The sequence below is a fragment of the Nocardia mangyaensis genome (genome assembly GCF_001886715.1).
Classification (GTDB): Bacteria; Actinomycetota; Actinomycetes; order Mycobacteriales; family Mycobacteriaceae; genus Nocardia; species Nocardia mangyaensis.
This window is the reverse complement of record NZ_CP018082.1, coordinates 3076649-3101864: the sequence shown is the minus strand read 5'-3', so window position 1 is coordinate 3101864 and position 25216 is coordinate 3076649. Positions and strand designations below refer to the sequence as shown.

The 25216-nt window shown below is 66.2% G+C and carries 23 protein-coding genes and 3 pseudogenes; 14 read left to right on the top strand and 12 right to left on the bottom strand.

Features of this window, described 5'->3' with window-relative positions; all coding sequences use genetic code 11:
• Nucleotides 1-338: 338 nt before the first annotated feature.
• The 3 genes from BOX37_RS13915 to BOX37_RS34910 are packed head-to-tail and all read right to left on the bottom strand — an operon-like array spanning nt 339 to nt 4224.
• The gene (locus BOX37_RS13915) at nt 339-1586 is read right to left on the bottom strand and encodes an SMI1/KNR4 family protein (RefSeq protein ID WP_071928017.1); all 1248 of its coding nucleotides are present in this window, start codon (nt 1584-1586) and stop codon (nt 339-341) included.
• Entirely contained in the window at nt 1583-2113 is a 531-nt protein-coding gene (locus BOX37_RS33975; RefSeq protein WP_156910394.1) for a hypothetical protein, read from the bottom strand. Before BOX37_RS33975 ends, BOX37_RS13915 begins: the two co-directional genes overlap by 4 nt.
• Nucleotides 2113-4224, bottom strand: coding sequence for a NucA/NucB deoxyribonuclease domain-containing protein (locus tag BOX37_RS34910; protein WP_071928015.1), 2112 nt, complete (start codon nt 4222-4224; stop codon nt 2113-2115). Before BOX37_RS34910 ends, BOX37_RS33975 begins: the two co-directional genes overlap by 1 nt.
• A gap of 356 nt (nt 4225-4580) precedes the next feature.
• Here BOX37_RS34910 and BOX37_RS13900 point away from each other — a divergent pair, with 356 nt between their 5' ends.
• The 4 genes from BOX37_RS13900 to BOX37_RS13885 all read left to right on the top strand — a co-directional run bounded on the left by BOX37_RS13900 (nt 4581) and on the right by BOX37_RS13885 (nt 8508).
• Nucleotides 4581-5261: a helix-turn-helix transcriptional regulator gene (locus tag BOX37_RS13900; protein ID WP_240505339.1), complete on the top strand. Its 681-nt coding sequence runs from the start codon at nt 4581-4583 to the stop codon at nt 5259-5261.
• Between the two features lie 82 nt (nt 5262-5343).
• Nucleotides 5344-6090, top strand: coding sequence for an SDR family NAD(P)-dependent oxidoreductase (locus BOX37_RS13895; protein ID WP_071931481.1), 747 nt, complete (start codon nt 5344-5346; stop codon nt 6088-6090).
• A gap of 394 nt (nt 6091-6484) precedes the next feature.
• Nucleotides 6485-7531 (top strand): methyltransferase, encoded by a 1047-nt coding sequence (locus BOX37_RS13890; protein ID WP_084759635.1) that lies wholly within the window; start codon nt 6485-6487, stop codon nt 7529-7531.
• A gap of 272 nt (nt 7532-7803) precedes the next feature.
• Entirely contained in the window at nt 7804-8508 is a 705-nt protein-coding gene (locus BOX37_RS13885) for a flavodoxin family protein (protein WP_071928014.1), read from the top strand.
• 252 nt (nt 8509-8760) lie between these two features.
• Here the strand turns inward: BOX37_RS13885 and BOX37_RS13880 are convergent, their stop codons facing one another.
• The gene (locus BOX37_RS13880) at nt 8761-8976 is read right to left on the bottom strand and encodes an anti-sigma factor family protein (protein WP_338039857.1); all 216 of its coding nucleotides are present in this window, start codon (nt 8974-8976) and stop codon (nt 8761-8763) included.
• 11 nt (nt 8977-8987) lie between these two features.
• A pseudogene (locus BOX37_RS33965) lies at nt 8988-9206 on the bottom strand (RNA polymerase sigma factor); the annotation flags it as partial.
• 572 nt (nt 9207-9778) lie between these two features.
• Between BOX37_RS33965 and BOX37_RS13870 the strand changes: the two are divergent.
• Together BOX37_RS13870 and BOX37_RS13865 are read left to right on the top strand one after the other, a co-directional pair.
• Nucleotides 9779-10996, top strand: a complete 1218-nt coding sequence (locus tag BOX37_RS13870) for a molybdopterin-dependent oxidoreductase (protein ID WP_084759633.1) — start codon at nt 9779-9781, stop codon at nt 10994-10996.
• Entirely contained in the window at nt 10993-11400 is a 408-nt protein-coding gene (locus BOX37_RS13865) for a hypothetical protein (RefSeq protein WP_071928011.1), read from the top strand. The genes BOX37_RS13870 and BOX37_RS13865 overlap by 4 nt, the downstream gene beginning before the upstream one ends.
• Before the next feature lie 345 nt (nt 11401-11745).
• Here the strand turns inward: BOX37_RS13865 and BOX37_RS35795 are convergent, their stop codons facing one another.
• Complete coding sequence (locus BOX37_RS35795; protein WP_276207252.1) at nt 11746-11871, bottom strand: hypothetical protein; 126 nt, start codon at nt 11869-11871, stop codon at nt 11746-11748.
• 185 nt (nt 11872-12056) lie between these two features.
• Complete coding sequence (locus BOX37_RS13855; RefSeq protein WP_071928009.1) at nt 12057-13271, bottom strand: aminotransferase class I/II-fold pyridoxal phosphate-dependent enzyme; 1215 nt, start codon at nt 13269-13271, stop codon at nt 12057-12059.
• A 195-nt stretch (nt 13272-13466) separates the two neighbouring features.
• Here BOX37_RS13855 and BOX37_RS13850 point away from each other — a divergent pair, with 195 nt between their 5' ends.
• A complete protein-coding gene (locus BOX37_RS13850) occupies nt 13467-14525 on the top strand; it encodes an NAD-dependent epimerase/dehydratase family protein (RefSeq protein ID WP_071928008.1) in 1059 nt (352 codons plus the stop codon).
• A gap of 3 nt (nt 14526-14528) precedes the next feature.
• Here BOX37_RS13850 and BOX37_RS13845 read toward each other — a convergent pair whose 3' ends face one another.
• Genes BOX37_RS13845 through BOX37_RS13835 form a run of 3 tightly spaced genes read right to left on the bottom strand, consistent with a single transcriptional unit; the run spans nt 14529 to nt 17648 of the window.
• The gene (locus tag BOX37_RS13845; protein WP_071928007.1) at nt 14529-15554 is read right to left on the bottom strand and encodes a sensor histidine kinase; all 1026 of its coding nucleotides are present in this window, start codon (nt 15552-15554) and stop codon (nt 14529-14531) included.
• Between the two features lie 4 nt (nt 15555-15558).
• A complete protein-coding gene (locus tag BOX37_RS13840; RefSeq protein ID WP_071928006.1) occupies nt 15559-16242 on the bottom strand; it encodes a response regulator transcription factor in 684 nt (227 codons plus the stop codon).
• An 8-nt stretch (nt 16243-16250) separates the two neighbouring features.
• A complete protein-coding gene (locus BOX37_RS13835) occupies nt 16251-17648 on the bottom strand; it encodes a hypothetical protein (RefSeq protein ID WP_240505338.1) in 1398 nt (465 codons plus the stop codon).
• A gap of 114 nt (nt 17649-17762) precedes the next feature.
• Between BOX37_RS13835 and BOX37_RS13830 the strand changes: the two genes are divergently transcribed.
• The 3 genes from BOX37_RS13830 to BOX37_RS13820 are packed head-to-tail and all read left to right on the top strand — an operon-like array spanning nt 17763 to nt 19805.
• Complete coding sequence (locus BOX37_RS13830) at nt 17763-18425, top strand: glycosyltransferase family 2 protein (protein WP_071928005.1); 663 nt, start codon at nt 17763-17765, stop codon at nt 18423-18425.
• An 11-nt stretch (nt 18426-18436) separates the two neighbouring features.
• The gene (locus tag BOX37_RS13825) at nt 18437-19111 is read left to right on the top strand and encodes a TIGR04282 family arsenosugar biosynthesis glycosyltransferase (protein WP_071931477.1); all 675 of its coding nucleotides are present in this window, start codon (nt 18437-18439) and stop codon (nt 19109-19111) included.
• Nucleotides 19112-19145: 34 nt separating this feature from the next.
• Nucleotides 19146-19805 carry an RNA polymerase sigma factor gene (locus tag BOX37_RS13820; protein ID WP_071928004.1) on the top strand — a complete coding sequence of 220 codons (660 nt, stop codon included), beginning with the start codon at nt 19146-19148 and terminating at the stop codon, nt 19803-19805.
• A 6-nt stretch (nt 19806-19811) separates the two neighbouring features.
• On the opposite strand, the gene BOX37_RS13815 is transcribed toward BOX37_RS13820, so the two are convergent.
• Nucleotides 19812-20774, bottom strand: a complete 963-nt coding sequence (locus BOX37_RS13815) for an L-histidine N(alpha)-methyltransferase (protein WP_071928003.1) — start codon at nt 20772-20774, stop codon at nt 19812-19814.
• A gap of 304 nt (nt 20775-21078) precedes the next feature.
• Between BOX37_RS13815 and BOX37_RS13810 the strand changes: the two are divergent.
• From BOX37_RS13810 to BOX37_RS13805, 4 genes and pseudogenes are all read left to right on the top strand, one after another.
• Nucleotides 21079-22009 (top strand): annotated as a pseudogene (locus BOX37_RS13810) (IS3 family transposase); the annotation flags it as partial.
• An 80-nt stretch (nt 22010-22089) separates the two neighbouring features.
• Nucleotides 22090-22206 (top strand): annotated as a pseudogene (locus tag BOX37_RS34905) (transposase); the annotation flags it as partial.
• Entirely contained in the window at nt 22180-22308 is a 129-nt protein-coding gene (locus tag BOX37_RS35790) for a hypothetical protein (RefSeq protein WP_276207278.1), read from the top strand. The pseudogene BOX37_RS34905 and the gene BOX37_RS35790, both read left to right, overlap by 27 nt.
• A 60-nt stretch (nt 22309-22368) precedes the next feature.
• On the top strand, nt 22369-23826 hold the full coding sequence (locus tag BOX37_RS13805; protein ID WP_071928001.1) for a PucR family transcriptional regulator: 1458 nt from the start codon (nt 22369-22371) through the stop codon (nt 23824-23826).
• Here BOX37_RS13805 and BOX37_RS13800 read toward each other — a convergent pair.
• Nucleotides 23809-24915 carry a transporter substrate-binding protein gene (locus tag BOX37_RS13800; protein WP_206045825.1) on the bottom strand — a complete coding sequence of 369 codons (1107 nt, stop codon included), beginning with the start codon at nt 24913-24915 and terminating at the stop codon, nt 23809-23811. The genes BOX37_RS13805 and BOX37_RS13800 overlap by 18 nt on opposite strands.
• Between the last annotated feature and the right edge of the window lie 301 nt (nt 24916-25216).

Genomic DNA, 25216 nt, shown 5'->3' with positions numbered 1-25216 from the left:
CAACTGCCAGGTAGGGCTGCGACGCTCTCGCCCCTAATCGATGGACGGGGGCTGCCGTTCGTGCTGCCCGCCACGAATCCGCCCGATTGGACGATTCGCGCTGGTCAGGTAGTACGCACCAATAGAACGTCAGCCGGTACCGGCGCGAAGGCCAGCGATGTGTCCTTTTTCGAGGACGCAACTGGCCCCGGTACCCCGTGTCCTGCCGCTTCTCCAGGAACCCTATGTCGGAATGTCCCGGAAGTTCGGCGATCGGCCCCTACCAGACGCTGCGCCGCTCCTTCCCGATGGTAATTCCGCGCGGGCTGTATCGGCTGATCGAGTTCAGATGTGCTGGGCTACACCGCAGGACGCGTCCAGTGCAGTCCGGTGTGGTCGAGTTCGGGTTGGTACTGGGCTTGGAAGGGGACGCCGGAGGCGATGCTGTTGGTGAGATCGGCGAGCATGGCACTCAGGGAGGCCCAGGTGGGTGGGTAGTCGTCTGCGGTGTCTTTGCCGAACTCGGTGATACAGCCTTGTAGCGGGCCGGGTCGGGTGTCGCAGATCAGCATGGTGCCGTCGCGTTCTGCGATCGGGATGAATTGCGGGATGAACTGACCGGCCTCGGAGCTGGCCGGCGCTTGCGCGTAGGCATCGGGAGAGGTCCGGCCGTTCACGAGGTCAGGGTCCTCTGCGGCGAGGTCTGCCCAGATTTCGCACTGCATGGCATGAATGTCGATCATGTGGTCGAGGCCGAGCAGTGTCATGCTGGGCAGCAGTTCAGCGGCTCCGCCGCCGTCGTGCAAAGAGAACCATTCACGCAGTTCGGCGGGCCACTCGACGCCTGTGCGCTGTTCGGCATCGACCACGGCTTGTGGATGCGCAGCGGGGCGGACAAGCTGCACCCACGTGTCGGGGCTACTCGCCACGATTGTGTCGCGCAAACGTGCCCACTGGGCGTTTATCGAGGTCGCAAGGGTGGCCGAGACCGGCGGCCGGTTCGTCGGCGAATCAGCCGCGGCAGGCGTTGTGGTGAGCACGCTGTCCGGGTCGGGATGCCGACCGCGATTTGACAGGCGTCGCGCGTATTCGTCCACATCGAATGTGTCGCTGTGCTTGATCTGGGTGAGGGGGGTCCGCTGCGTGGTGGGCCATAGCTGGATCGCGATCGCTACGTCGTTGCGGTTCCGAGCCCGGCCTCGGGCGCTGACCCTGATCCGGTGCAACCCACTGGGCAACGGTAGGAGTGGATCGAGTTCCGGCGGCCGTATGTGAGACAAGGTGGTTCGGGTCAGCATCGCGGAGGTGCCGAGTTCGATCGCCCCTTCCTCGACGGTCTCCCACTCGTCGAGCTCTGACATACTCGGCTCGACGGGGCTCGACCCGATCCCTAGCTGAATGAATCCGTGGGTCCAGCCGACCCATATCTGAGCATTCTCGTTGCCTTTGAAATCCCGCGTGATTCCCAGTAGTGACCCAGCTGCGGCGCTGTCGATCATCGGCGGCCACTCATAGTCGGAGGGTTCGATGTACAGCGCAGCCTCACTGAGTTCGATGGTCTGCCACTGCAACACGGTAGTTCCGTCCTCGACGTTTCGTTCGGTCATTTGCGGTCCATGCTGCGGACGACCCGGTCACCCAACGGCCGTTCCAGATCGATGATGAGGAAGCCACGTTGCCCCGTCAACGGCTCCTGCTGGCACGGCTCCGTCCCTTTGCGCAGCCCGCGAGACAGAGTGACATCAACCGATCCCGGCGTTTCGACAGCGCTGATGTCGTAGCCGTAGCTCGGGCAGTCCCGAAGTTCGAACGGAAGATGCACCGCCAGCTTCGTATCACCATCGTCGAGATCGTAGGACTCGAACGTCATCACCTGAACATTCTCGAGATCGGCCGATCGTGGCAACAGAAGCGGCCTACCTTTGGCGTCGCGGGGTGCTGGCACTGCCACCAGTGCCCACGACGCCTCGGGAACCTGAGAAGGTGTCGCAGCGGGACCCGACGTGGCAGTCACGGCCGTCTGCGTAGCCGGTCCAACCTGCTCGTCTGCCGAACAACCGAGCACGCTGACGCTCAGAGATGCCGCGAGGAGTCCGGCGACGAGGACGCCCGGTTTCGTGTGGAATTTGGCCACTACGACCCCTGTACGTTGATGTGGAACGGATCGCCGTCCCGGATCCGGTTCTTCGTATAGAACCAGCTCAATAGGGATCCGGCGGACGAGTTCTGGCTAGCGGAAATGTTGCACACGCTGAACCCTGAAGTGACGTGAATCGACGAAGGGTCCGCCACGCTATGGAGTCCCGCGTCGTTGATCAAGCACGGCGGGTTCGTGTAGGTGCGACCGTAGGAGTTCAATACCGCTCCTTCTCTGGTCGATGCCATGGGATATTCGTCGCAACTCTTTCCGGTTGGCCGCGGGCCGGTGACGACGCCGCAGGAGGCGCGCCGGTGGTCGTCGATCGCCGACTTCGCTGTTTCTCGGTGGAGTGGATTGGCGCCGTAAGCTCCTGGAAGTCCCGACCGCTGCGCGGCGCTCACGTGAGCATTGTACTCCGGATAGGATTGCGATGATGTGTAGTCCAGCACTGGGACGACGTCGGTGAATGCACATCCCTGAGTGTTGCGAAGGAAGGGTGCAGCGTCACAACGAACCTGGGGCGCGAATGCGAAGGATCCGCCGGGCGCGACATCTGGGGATTCGATTACGACCTGCCAGTCGGAGTCCATGTGCAATGTCTGCGAGGGTTGCGTAAAGACAAACGGATTGGCAGCGAGAGAGATAGTCGTCCCCGTCGATACAAGTTGAGTCACCCGCCGAGACCCTGTATATGCGCACGGCTGGATGCCGATGAAGCAGTTGTATTGGAATGTCAGGGCAGCGCCGACGCCTTTCCCGCTCACTCCGGTGACGGCGAAAATCGAATTCGCGGCCCAGTCTGTCTTGTTATATTTCAAGGAAAGGTTGCGTTCCCACTTTCCCGACACCGAGCCGACTTGTTTTCCATCTTTGTCCATGGCGCGGAATTCGACGGTTGCTTGGTATATGCAGCCATACGTCGAGTTGCCGTGCCAATCGGCTTGTCCAGTAGGGTCGGGACCGATCGACTCGCAAAAGTCTGGCACTCCCGGCGGAGTACTGATATCGGCTGGCGCATTGTTGAACTGTGCAGGTATCAGCCCGCCTACAGTCTGCGTGGGCCTAGCGGTGGTGCGCGTTGGCGGCGGTGTGGACGACCCGGGAGGCTGCGACGTCCCGGGCGCAAGCGCTGGCGTCTTGGTCGCCGATGCGGTGGGCGACTTGCTGACCGTCCCGGAGGGTGACGGACCAGGCGTCGATCTCGGGGGTGTCGTCGCCGTTCCGGACGGCGGAGTAGAGGGATCGCCGGGGACCGCACGCGGATCGACCTGCGCTGGTGCAGCGACTGGTCCACTCGTGGAGATGCACCATGTGGTCTCGGTCGACGGGAGGTTCCCGCCGCGGATTAAAGCCTCGAACGAGTTGCAGTCCAACATTTTCGCAACGTCACCGAGCGGGTCGGCGTTCGCCTCATCCGATGGTTGCGTAGAGTTGTTCGCAGATATCCCTTGAGCCCAAACAATGGGCAGTTTGACCGGGATCTTCGCAGCCGGGATCTTGCCCAGCGCGTGGGCATCGAGTGCACACGGATCGGTGCCACAATTCGGTTGTGCATCCCAGGTGATGTCGTCGTCGCCGGACCAATCGGACGGGAAGCCATACGGCTTCCATATGATGTGACCGTCCTGAAAGTCTTGCTTCATGCCGTCTTCGAACGGGTACTCGTCCGTGACCGGAAGTCCGTAGGTTCCATTTTCATACCCGGCGGCCACCCAGGTTTGCCAAATTTCACCGTTGACAGCGTGAGCCCCTGTACTTCCCGACCAATAGATCTCACCTCGCTGAAAATGATTGCCTCGACTATTCCTACCTCCACCGAACTCCCGTGACGTTGGGTAACCGAGAGAACCGGATTCATATCCCTTCTCGGCCCATTTGTCGAGAATGGCACCACCGATCTGATTGGCGTGTCCCCCGCTGACGTTTGGGTGCCAGTAGATCGCGTTGTGCGTGTTCGAGAAGAACTGATATTTTCCCACACCATCCGGGGCAGTGCGTTCTTCGGTGGTAGCTTCGCCGAAGAACGCAAATCCGCCTGCCTCATTGTATTCCTGCAGAATAGCGCCCTGGATCGGATATCCAGCCTGCGCGGGTACTGGAACCATGATCGTGGCAGCGATCGCTGTTGCGACAGCAGCGATCGCCCCGCCAGTTCGAACGCGATGCCTTCGGAGACCGATCCGACCACATAGACGAGCAGAGCTCAGCACAAAACACCCCCGAGTAGGTTGGGCGGGAACGGCTTGAGAGGCGTAACTCGATTCCCATCAGGGTGGTCCAGCTGGTCCCCCGACTAACCGATCAACACGTAACGATCCGGTCACAGCGGGGCGATCGTGCCGACTCACCCGTTGGGTCATTTCCGTCGGCCGCACAGTTACGGGAAGGCTCACAGATTCCAAATTGCAGCATTTCCGCTGGCCAAATAGTATGCACTAATAACACGTCAGCCGGGGTGGGGGTGTCCTGGTACACCTGGTTGGAACAGGGCCGCGACATCAAGGTCTCGGCTCAGGTTCTCGACGCGATCGCCGATGCCCTGCGCTTGGACGCGCATGAACGCGCGCATCTGTATCGGCTCGCCGGGCTCAATCCGCCGCCCGCCGATCCTCGAGCGGTCGGTCCGCTCGATCCGAAACTGCATCGCCTTTTGGAAGGTTGGTTGCCCCGACCGGCCTACATCTTGGACAGGCACTGGGGTCTGGCAGCGGTGAACAGCATGGCGCGAACCGTCTTCGGGTTCAGCGGCCGCGACCACAATTGTTTGGTGGCGTTTTTCACCAGCAGTCGCTACCGTGCCGCGTTCACCCATTGGGAGCAGGCGGCGCCCGACGTGGTGGCACGTTTCCGCGCGGACGCGGGCAAGCATCCGGCGGACCCGCAATTCCAGCGGCTGGTGACCCACCTCAGTGCGATCAGTACCGAGTTCGCGCGGATTTGGGCCCAGCACGAGGTGACCGAGACGGGGCAGGGCCGCAAGTTCGTCACCCACCCGCACGTCGGCGAGATGGTCTTCGACTACACCCGACTGCCCCTGCCCGACCATCCCGGCCATTGCCTGGTCCTGCACAACCCCGCACCCGGCACCGAGACCGCGGACCGGTTGGACCTTTTGACGCGCGAGCACCGGCCGGTCGGCTGAGCGCGCGGCTGCTCCGTGGTGGTGCCACACCCATGATCAACTCGCTCTGTTGCCGGGCCGGCACCGCCCGCAGGCTGTGTTCATGACTCGATTCAACGACAAGATCGCACTGGTCACCGGCGGAACAAGCGGCATGGGCATGGCCACCGCGCGACAACTGCTCGGCGACGGAGCACGGGTTGTCATCACGGGGCGGGACCAGGGTCGGCTGGACGCGGCGGTCGCGGACCTGGGCGGGCGAGCGCTCGGTGTCGTCGCCGACGTCGCCGACCTGTCGGCGCTGGACGCGCTCATCGATGCGATCCGGGAACGGTACGGCCGGATCGATATCGTCTTCGCCAACGCCGGGGTGGGGGTGTTCAAGCCGAGCGCCGAGATCACCGAGGACGATTTCGATCAGGTGGTAGCGGTCAACTTCAAAGGGGTGTTCTTCACGATCCAGAAGGCGTTGCCGCTCATGCCCGCCGGCGGCGCGGTCGTCATCAATGCCTCGTGGACCCTGCACCGGGGCGTCGACGTGCTGTCGCTGTACTCGGCCACCAAGGCCGCCGCCCACAACCTGTCCCGCACCCTGGCTGCCGATCTCGCCCCGCGCGGTATCCGAGTCAACTCGGTCAGTCCCGGCTACATCGACACCCCCATGTACCCCGAGGCCGAACTCCCGGAGCCGGTGGCCGCGGCGAGCAGAGGCCGAGTCCCGGCCCACCGCTTCGGCCGCGCCGCCGAGGTAGCCGAGGTGGTGGCCTTTCTGGCCTCCGACGCGGCCGGCTATGTCAACGGCCAGGATCTGATCGTCGACGGCGGCCTCGTCAGCTCCATCCCCGCCTGATCGGAGTCGCGCCGGTCGGCGGTGACACACCGCGCGACCGGTGTCGTCGGGGACGTCGAGACATGTTCACCCGGCCGACACGGGCACCCTTACCTGAGGGCTACCCCTTCACGAGTTGTGACAAAAGTGTGACGGCAGTGTCGCCGGTGAAGTGCGCCCGGAAGTGCCGGGCCGGAACTGATTCGCCTGCTGACCCCAGGTATCGACGGGGCCCCACCGGCGTTCGGGCACCGCCATAACGGCGTCGCCGAACTCTGCGAGCCAGAGCTGATTTCGCTACCGTCGCGCTTGTGGCGGCGCAGCCCACGCCACGGACCGGTATCGACGCCGGGTTCGCCTCGAAGGGCCGATAGTTCATTGCGCAACCGGGCACCGTCCCGGTGGAAGGACACACATGGAGAACACACCCGTGCTCGAATCAGCCGGCACCGGCGTGCCGCCGCAATCATCCTCGGTCGCGACCATGATCCAGCTACTGGCCGGCTTTCAGATCTCGCAAGCACTGTACGTGGTGGCCGAACTGGATATCGCCACCCACCTCGACGCCGGGCCCCGGACCATCGATGATCTCGCGGCCACCTGCGGCGCGCGACCCGAGGTGTTGCGCCGGCTCGTGCGGAGTCTGGCCCCGCTCGGGATCTTCCGCGGGTCGGACCAGGACACGGTGGAGACCACGCCCCTCGGCGCCATTCTGTCCACCCAGCGGCCCGATTCCCTCCGAGATATCGCCCGGTACTGGATGGAGACGCACTACCTTCCGTTCAGCGAGCTGCTGAACACCGCCCGGACCGGCACACCGGCGGCCCAGCGGTATCTGGGGCAGCCCTTCTTCGATTGGGTCGTCGCGACCCCCGGCATGGCAGAGTTGCAGAGCCAGGCGATGGCCGGTCTAACCGGCGGGCTGCGCGACCGGATGTTCGAGAACTACCGCCTTCCCGCAGGCGATATCGTCGCCGATATCGGCGGAGCCGACGGCACTATTCTGGCCCGCCTGTTGCGTTCCGAGCCGACTCGCCGCGGAATCCTCTTCGACCTGCCCGAGATAGTCGAGACCGCACGCAAGAAGCTCACAGAGCTCGGGATGACCGATCGCATCGACACTGTTTCCGGGGACTTCTTCGAGTCCGTACCGTCCGCCGATGTCTACGTGCTGGCAGCGATCATGCACGACTGGGACGACGCCTCCTGTATCCGTATCCTGCACTCCATCAAAAGTGCCGCGGCGCCAGGCGCGCGGGTGGTGCTGATCGAGGGTCTCGTTCCACCCGGCGACGAACCGCACGCCACCAAACTGATCGACCTGACCATGCTTGGCATGAACACCGGCAAAGAACGCAGCGCCACCGAGTTCGCGGAGCTCATCGCCGCCGCCGGGCTCACCCTGGATCAGATCGTGTCCACGCCGGAGCAGTACTCGTTCATCGAGGCGCACATCCCGTAACGGATCCCGGCTCACGACAGGGCCGCAACGACCTCGCGGTACGCGCCGATATCGGCGAGCCGCCCGTCCTCGACGGGCCAGGCGACCTCTTCACGGCCCGGAGGTACGCCCAGGCGTGCGCGCGCTCCCGGTCCCGTCGGCCGTGGCCGCGAGTACCTGGCGGGCGAGAGTTGTGTCCGCCAGGTATGTCGCGATCGACAAGGCGAGCCGAAACCATGTTGCGTGCCGGTCATCGCGCGTAACGATAACGCCGGACTGCGGCACTGAGCACCATGACGGATTTCGACGACCTGCGTGCCCTGTTCATCAACTGCACCCTGAAGCGGTCTCCCGAACCCAGCCATACCCAGGGACTCATCGACGCTAGCGCAGCGATCATGGCGAAGAACGGCGTGCGGGTCTCGCAGATCCGCGCGATCGACCACGAGATCGCCACGGGCGTCCAGCCCGATATGTCGGCGCACGGCTGGGCTGTCGATGACTGGCCGGAGCTGCAACGTCAGGTGATGGATGCGCACATACTGGTTTTGGCCGGGCCGATTTGGTTGGGGGACAACAGTTCGGTGATGAAAAGGGTCGTCGAACGGTTGTACGGGAACTCGGGACTTCTCAATGACCGTGGTCAGTACGCCTATTACGGCCGTGTCGGCGGTTGCCTGCTGACCGGTAACGAGGACGGTGTCAAACATTGTGCGATGAACATCCTGTACAGCCTGCAACATCTCGGCTACACCGTTCCGCCGCAGGCCGACGCGGGATGGATCGGCGAATCCGGGCCGGGGCCTTCCTATCTGGACCCTGGCTCCGGCGGGCCGGGTAACGACTTCACCAACCGCAATACCACCTTCATGACGTGGAACCTCATGCACCTGGCTCGTCTGCTCGCGGAGAGTGACGGCATACCTGCCCGCGGTAACCAGCGCACAGAGTGGGACGCGGGTTGTCGATTCGACTTCGAGAATCCGGAGTACCGGTGAGCGCCCCAAACCGAATGCGGGACAAGGCATCATGGGTATCGGCTTCTCTGGCCTGATCTCGGCCGAGCACAGCATTCCATGCTGCTGCTCGCGCGCGGGGCGAGACCGGCACCACACAGCGTCGCTGTGCCGTCCGGAGCCGGCGCCTCTCGTGGCACCCCCGATATCCGTGGTGCCGTTCCCTCCGGCTACACCGTTCGTGCCGATCCAGGAGACCGGACAGCGACGACTCGAACGGAGTCTCGCGTTCGATCAGCGTGACCAGTGTCGGAATGCCGTCAACAGGTCCGCGCGTACGTTCGCGGGCAGCGTCTCGGGCGGTGGTAGTTCGCCGACGAGTGCGATGGTTTGCCGGAACTGCGCGATATAGGTTTCACATCCGTCGCATTCGGCGAGGTGCGCAACGACGCGTTGCTCGGTGGCCGGGTCCAGCGCACCTTCGAGAAATGCCGTGACCAGTTCGACCAACTCGTCACAATTCATCGCTGCACCTCCTCGGTCGCGCCGAAATACCTCTCCAGTCTTCCACGCACGACTGCTCGGGCACGATGCAGGATAACTCGCTGGTTGCCGGGCGAGATGTCGAGCAGCTCGCAAACCTCGGCGGAGGAGTAGCCCTCCATATCGCGCAGCACGAGCAGGACCCGGCTCCGCTCGGGAAGGCCGGACAGCGCGTGTCCGACCACGCGCATGATCTCGGCACGTTCGGCGGCCTACTCGGGTTCCGACCACCGCTGCGGTTCGTGGCCGGCCCGCCAATGGCCCGGATAGGGATCATCGGCCGCACGAAACCGGCCCGACTCGACAGGTTGCCCGTCGTCCGCACCGCCATGACGAGGCTGTCGCGGCCCACCCTGTTCTCCTCGATACGCGCCGTCTCGAGCACTCGATGCCCTGTCCGACCGACTATTTCATCGAAAAGCTTCGGGGTCGAAGGGCTCGCTGTCCGGCCCGGCGGTCGGCGCCGAGTCGGGGGGGACGTGCACAACCGGGGATCCCGGAGCTGTATCGCGCAGCCGAATCCGGGAGATTACCAAGGGATCACGCAGAGCGGCGGACGCCGTCCGGGCGAGGCACCCGTTGAACTCCGGTGTGCCTTCGTACGAGGGCGCGATGGGGTGGGGAGGGTCATGGCCGGTGCTTCCTTCGAGACGGAATCGGATCGCCGAGGCGCGTAACGAATCGGGCGGGTCCGGGGTCGATACGAGTAGTTGCCGACCAATGGTGCCGATCGGCTACCGCGTGACACCACCCGAATGGAGCAGCCCGAATGACCGAGCACAACCGCCCCACGCCCGCGCCGCCACCACCACCTGCCGAGCGAGAACAGAGCCCACCCGGATCCGCGCTGCTGCTACCCGGCGTCGTCGCAGAACAGATCTCGCCCGCGCGTTCGGCAGCCGTGGCGTCCCGGGTCGGCATCGCGCTCGGCATCGCCGTCACGATCTGTTTCGTCACCGGACTGATCAGCCACTGGGTCCAGCATCCGCCCGCGTGGTTCTGGTGGCCGGCCAACCCGGTCTGGCTGTATCGGTTCACCCAGGGCGCGCATGTGGTGGCGGGGGTGGTGGCGATTCCGCTACTGCTGGTGAAGCTGTGGGCGGTATTCCCGCGCCTGTTCGCGCGCCCCCTCATCGGGAACCCGCTGCACCTGCTCGAACGCGGCTCCATCGCCGTACTCGTGGGGTCGATGATCTTCCAGCTGATCACCGGCCTGTTCAATACGGCCCAGTTCTATCCCTGGAAGTTCTTCTTCACCACCACCCACTACGCGATGGCCTTCGTCTCGTTCGGCGCGCTCGCCGTCCATCTCGCGGTCAAACTCCCGGTAGTACGTTCCGCGCTCGCCCGGCCGGACACATCGACCGCGGGATCGCCGCCGGACGAGGCCGGTATCGCCGGCCGCCGCAGCGTGCTCGTCGCCGCCGGCGCCGCGGCCGTCGTCGCCGGGGTGGCAATCGCCGGGCAGACGGTGCCGATACTTCGCCGGATCTCGGTCCTCGCACCGCGTAGCGGCGACGGGCCGCAGGGGCTCCCGGTGAATCGCACGGCGAACGAGGCCGGCGTGTCGGAGCTGGCCCGGTCTGCCGGGTACCGCCTGCAAATCATCGTGGGCGACCGGACACACCGGTTCACCTACGCCGAACTGGTGGCCCTGCCCCAGACCGAAGCCGAGATTCCGCTGGCGTGTGTGGAGGGCTGGAGCGCTTCGGCACACTGGTCCGGTATCCGGGTGCGGGATCTGCTCGCCGCGGTGGGCGAATACCGCGGCGGCGACGTCGAATTCCGTTCGCTCGAACCCAGCGGGCTCTACAACCGCTCACTGCTACCGGAGACCCATGTCGTCGATTCGGCGACCTTGGTCGCGCTCCGGCTCAACGGCGAGGACCTCGACCTCGACCATGGCTACCCGTGCCGCCTGATCGCACCAACCCGGCCCGGTGTACTCCAGACCAAGTGGCTTTCCGCGATCGAGGTGCAGGTATGACGGCCACACGAGTACTGCTGCTACTCAGCGGAATCTGGCTCGGCTGGTACGGGATGACCCTGGTGCTCGAACTGGGCCCGGCCGATCAGATCTCGCTTGCCTGGTGGTTCGCCGCCGGGATCCTGCTGCACGATGCGGTACTCGCACCGTTGTGCGCCGGCCTCGGCCTCGCCGCCCGGCGCATCCTCCCCGTGAGCTGGTGGGCACCGGTCACCGTCGGCGCGGTGTGCACCCTCACACTGGCCGTGCTCTCGATACCCGTGGTGGGACGTGAAGACGCCAACCCGGCGAATCCGACCGTCCTGGACCGCAACTTCGGGATGGGCCTGCTGGTGGCGATCGGCACCGTGTGGACCCTGGTGGCCTTCGATCTCGGCCGCCGGTGGTACCGCGCGCGTCACTGACACCACACTGCCTGCGATCTTCCGCGACCGCTGATCCAGCGGTCGTCGCGTAACGTTTACGGCCCCGGCCGGCACAGTGTGCGGTCACGTTCCGGCTCGGATCGGCCGACATGTGACACCTGCCGTCGTCGAGATTGCGACCCAGACCGGGGCTCCACCGGCTGATCGCTGAGCCATACGCGCAGGGCGGGGCCGTGGGAGGTGCGCAGGTCGGCGAGCCGCAGAGTGACCGTGCCGTCGGGCGCTTGGAGCAGCGCGGCACCCGATGTCGAATGCTCCGGTGACAGGAAGGAACCCGAAGCGATCGTGCGCACCGTTCCGCCGTCCGGTGCGACAACCGCGGTCTCATCGACCCGGACGGTGGTGAACACCCCGCCAGGGCTGGAACAGGTAGAGGCCGACCGCCAAGGCGGCGGCCAGACCCAACGCGAGCAACCCGAGGACGTGGCGCCGAGTGGTCTTGATGGCCATGAGATCGTCCGTTCTGTGATCGAAACGGCACGTCCCTCGTCAGCGGACACGCACTGTGGACGAGTGACTCGACACCGGCGACTCGTTATACCGGCTGTAGTCCGAAACGCGGCTCGGGAACCGCCCAGCTACGGAAGGCGGGACTCGGCCTTCTTCCCTGCGGCGAGTAGGTCCGGCCGCTCGAATCACACTCGAACGTGGTTGACACCCGGTTCGGAACGTACGAGCCGAGGCGAGTCCGGTGCGGGCGGTATCGGACCGAAGGTATCCGCGACGTCCCGGCAAGCGTCGATGACCTGCCCGACCTGTGTATCGGTCAGGGCCGCGTGCAGCGAGAAACGGATCAGCGTGTCCTCATCGGGGGTCGCGGGTGGCCAGAAGAGGGAGCCGAACACGCCACCGGCTTCCAGGCGGTCACGCACCGCGATCGCATGCAACACGGACCCGGTCGGCAGCGATACGAGGTGACCAGCCACTCCCACCAACTCGAAACCCATGGCTCCCAATGCTCTTCGGATTCGCACTCCCACCACCTCTAGCCGGGCACGTCGCGACGCGGCGTCCGTGATCACCGCGAGCGTCGCGGTGAGCGCAGCGATATCGGGGTCACGCACAGCGGAGGAGAACACCGCGGGCGCCGCTCGCATCCGGAAGTAGTCGGCGAAGTGAGGATCGTCGGTGAGTACGAGTCCCGCGCGGCCGGTGAACGCCTTGGCCAAACTCGCGGTGCGATAGGCCACCCGGTCGGTGAGCCCGAGCGCCACCACCATGCCCGCACCCTCCGGGCCGATGACACCCAGCGCATGCGATTCGTCCACGACCAGCAGGCCACCAGATTCCTCGGCCACCGTACACAAGGAAGCCAGTGCGGCGCGGCTGCCTCCGGTGCTGTCGATGGCGTCCACCGCGATAATGCCCGGACCGTACGAGGAGATCAACGCGCGGAGATCATCGAGCGAATTGCGCCGGAAGGAATACACCGGCGCCCCCGCCGCCCGCGCCCCGTAATACAGCGACATATGCGAGCGCGCGTCGATATACACAGGAGTTTCGCGGTCGGCGATGGATTGCAGCAATCCGATATTGGCCTCCCACCCCGATTGGCACAGCACCGCGGTCTGCGTGGACGCGTATGCGGCCAGCGCGTCCTCCAGGTCGGCACGCGCCCGGTGTGCGTTGTGGTCGCGCCAGGGCGAAGGGTCACGCACCGCCGCGCACACTGCCGCCGCGATTCGCGGGTCTCGGCCTATAGCCAGGTAATCATTGCTGTTCAGCACGATGTCACCGGGCGCAGATGGCCTGCTGCGCAGCGGATACCGGCCACACCACTCCCCCGCCACGCACTCACCGTGGAACCGCTCGACGCGGTGCCGAACGCGCTCGGCAACGGTTACCGCCATTCCGGCCTCCCTGTGGTTTCGTTCACTTCCAGCAATGCGCTCCCAGCATTCCCCACAAACCTGTCGCAAGGAACCGTGGAACTGTGACCAAACACTGACATTCGCGGGCCCACAGATGTGACGGAATTATTACCGATGGCGCCGGCGCAGCGGATTCGCTAGGAAATCCGGAAGCGCCGAGCCAGACTCGAACTCATGCGAGTGCTCTTGACCGGCGCGGCCGGCTTCATCGGGTCCCATATCCGGCACATCATGGAAGCTGCCGGACACGAAGTGGTCGCGATCGATCTGATGCTCACGGCCGCACACGGCCCGGCCGTGAATCCGCCGGAAGGTGTCGAACGCATCGATATTCGCGTGCCTGCCGCACTCGACAACCAGCTCACCGGCATAGATGTGGTGTGTCACCAGGCCGCCGTCGTCGGCGCGGGAGTGAGCGCGCAGGACGCGCCGGCCTATGCCAGTCACAACGATCTCGGCACGGCGGTGCTGCTGGCAGCGATGACCCGCGCGGGATGTCGGCGTCTCGTACTTGCGTCATCCATGGTGGTCTACGGCGAAGGTCTCTACTGCACAAGCGGTTTCGAATCCCGGGTTCCAGCACCGCGCATCAGGGCCGACCTCGACCGCGGCTTCTTCGAGCACCGTGACCCACAAACCGGCGAAGCCCTCGGCTGGGAGCCGGTGGGCGAGGACACGCCGGTTCGCCCACGCAGTCTCTACGCGGCAAGCAAGGTCGCGCAGGAACACTACGCCGCCGCTTGGGCAACCGCGACCGAGTCTGCCGTCACCGCCCTGCGATATCACAACGTGTACGGCGACGGAATGCCTAGGGACACACCGTATTCCGGGGTCGCCGCACTGTTCCGCTCGGCACTCGCGGCCGGCCAGTCCCCGCGGGTCTTCGAGGACGGCTGCCAGATGCGCGATTTCGTGCACGTCCGCGATATCGCCGCGGCCAACCTCGCCGCCGCCGAGCGCCCGATGCAAGGGTTCGTCGCGTTGAATATCGCCTCGGGACGGCCCATCGCCATCGGCGAGGTCGCCAGGCTACTCGCCGCGGCACACTCCGGTCCCGACCCGGTCGTCACCGGGGAATACCGGCCCGGCGATGTCCGCCATATCGTCGCCAGCCCGGAACGCGCGCATCAGCTCCTCGGATTCACCGCCTCAATCGGCCCCGAGCCCGGATTGGCCGAATTTGCCCATTCGCCGCTACGCGCCACCGCCGGTGCGGGCGCGCCGGCCTGGTGAGCGTCAGTGCCTACCGGCCAGTTGCGGCAGGCGGATCTCGAGGCGGGCGCCCGATTCCTGATTCGTCGCGGTGATGGTTCCGGAGTGCACCGACAGGAGTCCGGCGGCGATGGCCAGACCCATACCGCCGCCCGACGGCGCACCGACACCGGGTGAGCGTGCCGCGGTACCCCGGTATCCCGCCTCGAAGATCCGCGGTAGATCACCGGCCGCGATGCCGGGCCCCGTATCTTCCACCCGGGCCCATGCCTGACCGTCGTCGGCACCCGCGGTGATTTCGATGCGGCCGCCGGGCGGTGTATGCGCGATCGCGTTGCCGACGAGATTGGTGAGCACTCGGGTCAGTGCCTGGTCGCTACCCGCCACCATGATCCGGGTCGGCGGTTGCCGGGCTGACAGTGTCAGCTGGGCGCGCCGCGCTGCCGGTTCGTTCGCCGCGCACACTTCGTCGACGAGTTCGCGCAGATCGATGGGCTCCAGGTGTAGATGCAGCGCCCCGGCGTTGATCTTCGCCATCTCGAACAAATCGCCGACCATCGCCGAAAGCCGCGTGGTGTCGCGCACGATCTGCCGCCCGTACCGCGCGATATCGGCCTCGGCGTCCACCACACCGTCGGCCAATGCCTCGCCCATCGCACGGATACCGGCCAGCGGCGTACGCAGGTCATGACTGACCCACGCGATCAGTTCCCGGCGCGAGCGCTCGGCGGCACGCTCCTGCTCGAGCATCTGCTTCTCCCACACCAGCCGGCGGGCCTGTGCCTGGCCGAGCAGAACCGCCGCCGGCACCGTCACCGCGGTGACCACGGCGAGCACCACCGCGACACGGCCGAGCTCATCGGTGAACATCAATCCGCTCACTGCGACGAAACCCGTCAAGGTGGCCAGGGCTGGGATCAGGACCAGGATCACCAGCGTCGCGCGCAGCATCCGATTCCGGAGCAGCCGCAACGTCAAGGCACCCGCCGCGACAACCGGCAGGGTACCGACCAGCGCGAGCCCGATCAGGCCGAAAGTGTCGTCAGGCATCCCTTCACGCCCCGCCCTCGACCCGGCCCCAGGCATAACCGCGACCCCACACCGTATCGATCCGGTGGGCATCGCCGAGCTTGGCGCGCAACCGCTTGATGTGCACCGTAACCGTCGACTGGTCGCCGAAAGTCCAGCCCCATACCCGCGCGAGCAATTCGGTGCGGCTGAATACCCGCTGCTGGTTGGCCAGCAGGAAGGCCAGCAGGTCGAACTCCCGCGCGGTCAGGTCGATAACGGTTCCCCGGATGTGGACGGTTCGCGCGGCACCGCGCACTTCGAGCGGGCCGCTCCGGAGGACCATTTCACCGGCCGGTGCGATGGCGTGGCTACGGCGCAGCACCGATGCCACCCGCAGCGCCAGTTCCCGTGGGCTGAACGGTTTGGTGACATAGTCGTCGGCGCCGGCGCGTAGCCCGACCACCCGGTCGTCCTCCTCGCCGAGTGCGGTGAGCATGATGATCGGAATATCGGGCCGGGCACCGCCACGGACGCTCAAGCACAGGGCGATGCCGTCCGGTGGGGGCATCATCAGATCGAGAATCGCGAGATCGATATCATCGCCGCTCAACGCCGCCGACGCGGTTTCGCCGTCGGCCGCCTCGACAACTTCCATTCCGTCCCGTTCGAGGTAACGCCGCACCACCTCGCGGACCACCGGGTCGTCGTCGGCAATCAGGATGCGCATAGGTCGATTCACCAATTCGTCAGGATCAGATGGGCTATCAGCAGTGTGCCTACGACCTGCACCGCCAGCCACCGCCGCGCCGTCCGCACGGGCAGCAGTGCTGTGCAGGCCAGCACCCAAATGTCGAACGGCAGCCAAATCCGCTCGGTCTCGGCTTTGCTCAGCAGGCTGATATCGGCGACGAGCAGGGCGAGCAAGCCGGCGGCAGCCATCAACGCGGCAGGATCGACTCGTCCGCGCCAGTCACGCAATGCCGCTGCGGCGCTTCCCGAAAACCGTGGCGACCGCGGCAGCCCGAGATTACCCGACAACCGCGTGGCCCCCGCGGCCGAGGCCAGGCCGACTGCGCACACGGTGGCCGCCAGGTTGCCCCAGACCCAGTACGACGCCGGCCGCGTGGTGGCGATGCCCTGGTAATAGCGCTCGACGACAAGGTGGTAGCCGTCGAGCCACCAGAAACCGGACAGTGTGAACAGCGCGACCACTGTCAATGCTCCCACCGCCGCGGGCCACGCACCGCGTACACCGCGCAGCATGAGCACCGCGGCGGCGGGGATCGCCATCAGTATCAAGCCGTAATTCAGATAGACGCTGTACCCGAACAAGATGCCTGCTCCGAAGGCGACCGCCGGTCGGCGCCGGCCGGGCTCGACCGCGAGGGCGAGCAAGGCGACCGCCCAGGCGCTCACACCCGTGAACAGCGCATCCGCGGAGACCGCGAGCCAGATCGCGGCCGGTGCCAGCGCGAGGAACGGTGCCACGGCGCGCGCCCGCTCCGGCGCGCCGAGCGCCCGGATCGCCACCACCACCGCCACCGCCGCACTGCAGCCGACTGCGGTACACACCAGCGCCGCCCAGGTACCGCCGCCCAACCCCGCCCGATCCAGCAGCACGAACGTCAGGAGCGCACCCGGTGGATGCCCGGACACGTGGGTGGTCCAGGAATCGGGCTGGAAGTCGAGGATCCGGTCGGCGAAGCCGCGCAGCATCGCACCGATACTCGATACGCCACCGACCTCGTGGAGGTATTCGTGACCGGTCGTCAACCGCCCGGCGAAACCGCGCTGCCAGCCGTCCACCATGGCCAGCGCGAACGACCAGGCCAGTGCCGTCAGCCAGACCGCCGGCAACAGCCAACGCCACGACATTCGTCCTGCGAGGCCGGGCCCGTACACCGTGACCAGTACACCGATCGCGATCGCCGGACCCGTACCCCAGCCCCAATGCGGCTCCCAGGAGCCGAAGATCGGGGCAGCCGCCGCGTAGAGGCTGTCCCGCCACCGGTCGTCCGCGAGATGAGGAACCACGAAAGCCAGCGCCACCAGGATGGCGGCACCGAGCGCGCCGTACAAATCGATACGCCCGGTCCGCGACCGGCGCACCGCAGGGTCAGTGGAATTCCGCACCGCCTCACGGTATGTTCCGCTACCCGCGCCGCACACCCGTGAACTCGCGGCGTCACAGTTTCGTCACCGGTTCCAGCGGCCCGTTTTCGCCGGATCGATCCTACGGTCGAAAGTGTGAACGGTGGAGAGAACACACAGCGGGTGACCGTCGTGCTGCCCTGTAGAAACGAGGCGGGTGCCCTGCCGAGCGTCCTCGCGGCGATTCCGGCCGGTTACGAGGTGATCGTCGTGGACAACGGTTCGACCGACGCGACCGCGACCGTCGCGAAGGCCGGTGGCGCCCGCGTGATCACCGAAACGAGACCGGGCTACGGCAGCGCCGTCCAGGCCGGGGTGGATGCGTCGGCAACGGAGCTGGTCGCGGTACTCGACGGCGACGGCTCCATGAACCCCGCCGAATTGCCTTGTCTCGTAGCCGATCTCACTCCCGGGGTCACCATGGTCGCGGGACGGCGCCGGCCGGTGCCCGGCGCCTGGCCGTGGCACGCCAGGCTGGGCAACCGAATACTGGCGAGCTGGTTACGCCGCCGCTACGGCCTCGAGGTGTACGACCTGGCCGCGATGCGCGTTGTCCGTCGCGCAGAGCTGGCGCGGCTGGGTCCGCTGCATCCACGATCGGGCTATCCGCTGGCCCTACTGGCCGGTGCCGCATCGGCGGGTTGGCGAGTCGTCGAACGCGATATCAGCTACCGTCCGAGAAGCCACGGTGTCTCCAAGGTCTCGGGGTCGCTGATGGGTACCCTGCGGGCCGCCCGCGACTTCTGGAGTGTCCGGTGAACCGCCGGGGCATCGTGGAGACAACAGTGCTCGTGGTCGCGAAAGCGCCGATCGCGGGATTCGCAAAGACCAGGTTGACACCGCCGCTACGACCCACCGACGCGGCGAAGCTGGCCGCCGCCGCCTTGCTCGACACCCTCGCCGCGGTACGCGCCAGCGGCGCACGCCGCGCGGTCGTGGCCTGGACGGGCGAACTCGCCGACGCCCAATATTCGGCCGAAATCGAGCGCGAACTGGTCGACTTCGAGGTTGTGCCGCAGCGAGGGCGAACGTTCGGCGAACGTCTGGCCAATGCCCACACCGATGCTGCCCAGTTCGGCCTGCCTGTACTCCAGATCGGCATGGACACCCCGCAGATCACACCGGAACTGCTCGCCGGCGCGGCCGGGCATCTGGTGTCCGGCCGGGACGCGGTTCTGGGCCCGGCCACCGACGGCGGCTGGTGGGCGCTGGGACTCACCGACCCGCGCGCGGCCCGGCTGCTCACCGACGTCCCGATGTCGACCCACCGCACCGGCGAACTCACCCGAGAGACGCTTGCCGCCAACGGTTTCGACATCACGCTGCTATCCACTTTGACCGATGTCGATCATGTCGACGACATCGCGACCGTCGCCGCCGTATCGAGTGGCCTCTTCGGTGCCGTGGCCGCCGATCTGATGATCGCGTCGGGCACCGGGCCGTAGCCGGCCGCCCCCTGGACCAGAGCGAGGAGAGTCCGTGAACACCGACGCCCTCCCTGCCGACGAGGTCTTGGTCGGCAGGTTGCGTGGCGGCGATGACACCGCGTTCGCACTGGTCCTGGACACATGGTCGGCGCCCATGCTGCGACTCGCGCAATCGTTCGTCTCCACCCCCGCCTCCGCCGAGGAAGTCGTTCAGGACACTTGGATCGCGGTCATTCGCGGCATCGACGGCTTCGAAGGCCGCGCCGCGCTCAAGACCTGGGTGTTCCGCATCCTGGTGAACACGGCGAAGAAGCGAGGCATCAAGGAACGCCGGACCGTCCCGTTCACCAGCCTGCTTCCCGAGGCCAGCGGCCCGGCAGCCGATGCCACCCGCTTCCGGACCGTCGACGACCCCTACCCCGGACACTGGCGCACCGGCCAGGAGCCGCGAGGCCGATCGGAACCCGAAACCGAGGCCGAGCGCGCCGAAATGCGCGCGGTCATCGCCGCGGCGATGACCGATCTGCCCGACCGTAGCCGGACCGTACTGATACTCAGAGACGCGGAAGGCTATTCCTCCGACGAGGTCTGCGCGCTGCTCGGCATCACCGCGGTGAACCAGCGGGTGATCCTGCACCGCGCCCGCGCCACCGTCCGGACCCGCCTGGAAACCTACTTCACCACGACCGGGGAGGTGTATGCCCGGCGCTGACCTCCCTCACCCCGGCGGCCGAACGAGTACGAGCGCGTAGTCACCGCGCGAGTCCGTCCACATCCGATCTATTTCGAGATCGACCGCAGTGAACTCGGATTCGAGCTCTCCGTGCCCGAACGTCGCGACCGTCTCGGTGCGGATCTCGGAGCCCGCGGCCAGCTCGACCGTCATATCGAGCGCGTCTATATCGACCCGGTGCCCGCACCTGGCGCGCAGCCCGAGTTCCAGCTGCGACAGATCCGGATTCCATGCCACGGTCGGATCGAACAGTTCGGGCGCGAAAGTCGCGACGAATTCCCGGTCGACGACGTGCAGGATATTCCGGGTGAAGGCGGCATTGACCCCGAACTCGTCGGTACGGGCCGCGACGAGCCGCTGTGGGTCATCCACCATATCGACCCCGACCAGCAGGGCATCGTCCCATTCCATCGTGTCACGCAGCCGACGCAGCACATCGGAACGCTCGCCGGCGGCCATACCACCGAACATCCCGCCGAGCAGGGCGATCAGCCGACCGCCCCGCGCGGGCAGCAGGTGCAGCTCACTCGCGAAATCGGCCACCAGTGCCCGTATCGCCAGCCGAGGACTGTGCCGCGCGATCGCAGCAGCGCCCGCGACCAGAGCCGCCCGGCTCTGCTCCACCGGGACATAGACCTGCAGCGTGGCGGCCAGCCCGGCGACCAGCATGCGCGACACCTCCGGCGAACGTGGCCCCAGTTCGAGCAAGGTGACCGCACCGGTCGCGCCCGCGATCGCCCCGGCACGGGCGGCCAGGATCTCGGATTCACATCGCGCCGAATAGAATTGCGGCAACCTCGCCATATCCTGCCGCAACCGGATGCCGCGGTAGTCGAATAGCAACCGGGACGGCAGCCGGCGTTGCCGCGCGGACAACCCCGCGGCAACCTCGCTGCGCAACAGGCCACCCTGCTCGGTCGCGGTCAGCAATCGGTCGATCAACAGCATGCCCAACTCTCCAGCTCTCACCGTGGCCGCGCGGCGAACATCGCGGCCGTTCGATCCTCGGTTCCATCGAGCCGCAAACCGTTACACAGTGTGGGCCGTCCACCGCGGCGCGACCGTGGGTATCACCGCGAACAAACTGTCCACGGAGCAAGCCGCGGCGCGGGCCGATCACGAAAGTCGGGATGAGTGCGGGACTGCCCCTGGTTCGGTTGACTCCTGACCTGTGAGGATGCGTCTTCGCAGTGAAAGGATCATCGACATGCCCAAGCCCTATCCCGAGAAGTTCCGCCGCGGAACCACCCGCGACGAGTCCGCCGAGCTGCGCGAGGCACGCAAGCGGATCAGGCAGCTGGAGCAAGAAGCCAAGACCATTACAGACCTACCCGCTGGTCCTCGACCTGGCCGCTGACAAGATCCCTGTCACGGTGACCTGCCGGGTACTCGGATTCTCCCCGCAAGCGTCCTACAAATGGAAGAAACAGCCCGTCTCGCAACGCGATTGGGATGACGCGCATCTGATCAACGCCGCCTACGACATCCATGCCGACGACCCGGCGTTCGGCTACCGATTCATCGCCGACGAACTACCCGCCCGCGGCATCCGCACCGGCGAGAGCCGCGTCGCCAGATTGTGTTCACAGCAGCGGATCTGGAGCCTGTTCGCCAAGAAGCGCGGAGTGAACCGCAAGGCAGGTCCGCCGGTCCACGACGATCTCGTCGGGCGTCGATTCACCGCGGCGACAGCGGATTCGGTGTGGCTGACCGATATCACCGAACACGCCAGTGAGGGCAAGCTGTACTTGTGTGCGATCGAGGACGTGTTCTCCAACCGGATCGTCGGGTACTGGATCGATTCACGGATGAAAGCGTCGCTCGCGGTGTCGGCGTTGAACCACGCGGTCGCTCTCCGCTCGCCCACCGCAACGGTCCTACATTCGGACAGGGGCAGTCAATTTCGGTCTCGGAAGTTCGTGAACTCGTTGTCGAGCAAGGGGTTACCAGGATCGATGGGCCGCGTCGGAGCATGCGGCGACAACGCCGCGATGGCGTCGTTCTTCGCGCTGCTGCAGAAGAACGTCCTCGACCGGCAACGGTGGTCGACCCGCGACGAACTCCGCCTAGCGATCGTGGTCTGGATCGAGAGGACCTACCACCGCACCCGCCGGCAACGCCGACTCGGCAGACTCACCCTGATCGAGTTTGAGACAATAGACCAGCCCGCGCTGGCGGCCTGAATCACCACACCCGCGAGTCAACCGAACTCGGGGCAGTCCCAAGCGCTGGTGAACGCAGGGTTGTAGCGATCACGGCGACAGACGTGGCGATCCCGAAGCTGCGGTCGGGTAGCTACTTCCCGGACTGACTGCTCGAACGCCGCAAACGTGCTGAACCGGCCCTCACCAGCGTGGTGGCGACCTACTATCTGCTCGGGGCGCGCGCGGCCGTATACGCCGCCGCCGCGGCAGCCGCACGGCGACGCGTGCACAGCGCGCTCGCCCAGCCTGCCGACGGGCCGGGGACACCGCTCCGCTGAGCCGGAGTCGCCGTTTGCGGCCATACTCGTGCCTACGTGCGCACCCGAGAGGGGGTCGGAATGGCTACATTGGGCGAGTTGGTCGCTCATGCGGGCCTGCGACCGCTGATGCCCGAGGTGGCCGAGCGGGCCCGGCTCGAACCGGTGCACGGGGTGTGCGCGTTCGACACGATGTCGTCGGACGAACCGATGAGCGCCCGGATCGTCTACATCCGGTCGCGCGTTTGGACGTCGCTCGATGCGCTCGCGGAGACGGCGGACATTCTTCGATCGGCGGGCGCGGTGGCTGTCCTGGTGGACGACGACGATCGACTCCTGCCCTCCGAATTCGTCACCGCCTGCGTCGAGCACGCGCTACCGGTGCTGCTTCTGCCGAAAGGGGTCCCGCTCGAGCGGATCGCCTCCGGGCAAGCGCAGCCCTCCGCGGCGACCGCCATTCGGGAAACCGTCGACGGGTTCGCCGCCGACAGCAGCATCAAAGTCTGGCTGGTATTGCAAGGGTGCGTCCTCGGTTCGTCCGCGACTGATCTGGATCTCGTGGGCAAGATCGTCGCGCGCGCACCCGAGACCGTGCGTGGCGGCTCGAATCCGCCCGCCGCGATACACGCGGTTCTCCCCGAGTCGGGCATCGACCTCGCCCTCGCCAATCCCGAACGCACACGACTGAATCCGGGGCGCTTCGCCCAGCTCGTCGGTGACCTCGATACCCAGATCAAGTCGGTCGAGGTGGCCCGATCCGCCCGCCGGGAATCCGAGGACGCGCTGATCCGGGAACTGCTCGAGGCGAAGGTCGCCTCTGCGGCGCTCGAGCCGTGGGCGCGCTCACTCGGCCTGATTCCCGGCGCGCGCGTGCGAGCGGTCGCGGTGGTGATACCAACATCGGAGACCGAGAACACACTGGTCACCGCACTGCGGGACCTCGGGCTGCACACCGGCGGTACCAGCGTCTGCGGCAAACACGGCAACGGCGCGTACGCGTTGATCACCATGGAGGACGCGACAACCGGCACCGCGGCGGATTTCGACCAGAATCTGGCCGTGCTCCGCGGACTGTTCGCACATCGGTACGGACACGACCTCTCCATCGGCACCAGCTCGTGTCTGGTCGGCTCCGGTGACGACCTGGTGCGCGGACTGATCAATGCCAGGCACCTGGCCGACCGCCACGCCCGCTCCACCGCGCCCGCGGCACCCAAGATCGCGCTGCCCGCGCCGTTGAGCACGACCCTGCTGGCCACCGATCCCGCGATGGCCCAATCATTGCACCGCGTGCTGCTGCAACCGGTGCTCACCTACGACGAGACCAAGGGCTCGCACTATCTGGAGACGCTGCGCACATTCCTCGCCCTCGACTGCCAGTGGGCAGCCACCGCTAACGAATTGGGCATCCACATCAACACTCTGCGCTATCGGCTGACCCGCATCGAGCGGCTCACCGGCCGCGGAATCCAGTCCATGGCCGACCGCGTCGACTTCTATCTGGCATTGTCACTGCGCGAATCACAACGCCGCGAATAGCGGATCGCGGCTGAGCCACCAAGGCTCGGGCAGCCGCGGTGCGAATTCGGCGACTACATCGTATTCGCCGCCGACGGCCCGGCCGACATACGACGGATGCGCGCTGTAGTGGTTGCTCCGGAAGCAGAACGGCAGGCCCTCGGGATTTCCGTCGAACCGAATGCCGAGCAGCGCCTCGGCGATCCCGGCCGCGTCAGTCGTGCGGGCCACCTCCGCGGCCAGCCGCACCGCGTGCACCGCGTTGTAGGCGCCGACCTGCGCGGCGTGGGCGCGGCGTTGGCCTCTGACCTCGAGCAGGGCTCGCCGATAGGCCCTGTTGGCGTCGGAGTCGATCGCGGAGAAATAGGTACCCACCATGTAGTGCCCGTCACCGACCTCGGGCGACATGTGCTCGAGGTCGATGGGCGTGGTGACCGTCGCGGCGATCGGCAACGTGCCGGAATCGAAACCGGCACGGTGGAATTCGGTGTAAAAGGCGGTGGTCGATTCCAGGCCGACGATATTGGAGATGACCACGTCGGGTCGCACCCGCTCGATGTCGCGCACGACATCGGCGAAGGAGGTCTCACGGAGCGGCACATAGCGATTTCCGACGGTTTCGATGTCCCAGCGCCCGCCCAATCGCTGCACCGCCTCGGCCAATACCCGCGGATAGATGTAGTCCGAGCCGACCACGTAGACGTGGCGGCCGAGGTTGCCCGCGATCCACCCGAGGTAATCGGCCAGATATTGATTGGGGGCCGCCCCACAATAGAATACTCGGTGATCGGTTTCCTCACCTTCGAAATAGGTGGGATACATCAGCAGCGCGCGATGGGCGTGCACCGCCGGAATCATCGCCACGCGGCTGGCAGAGGTGTATCCGCCGACGATGATGTCGACGCCTTCCGTGCGGCACAGATGATCGATTCCGGCCACCGACAGCCCCACTTCGGAGCGATCGTCGAACACCGCGAATTCGAGTTCCGCGCCACGCACACCGCCACCGGCATTGATCTCGTGCACAGCGAGCGCCGCGCCGTCGAAAATGGATCGTTCCATCTCCGACTGCGGGCCCGTGAGCGAATACAGCAAGCCGATCTTCACCATCGCTCCTCTCGGCGGCGCGAGCCTCCCCCGTCTGCCATCAGGCCAACTCTACGCCAGATCCGGTGTCGCACTGATCGAGTGACCGAACTCCCGACACGACCGGGCGACCGGGTTGCGATCCGGTGACCATGCGTTTCGCCCAGGTGTCGGACACGTGCACGTTACTCGACGCGCGCACCCGTTCGCGCTGGTGAACAGCATCGGAGCAGGCGCGGGGGTGTACGAACATCCAGTCCCGGCGCGCTGCGCGCTGGCGGTCAGTCCAATTGCTCGGCGCCGCCGTTCCCGGTTTCGTAGGTCG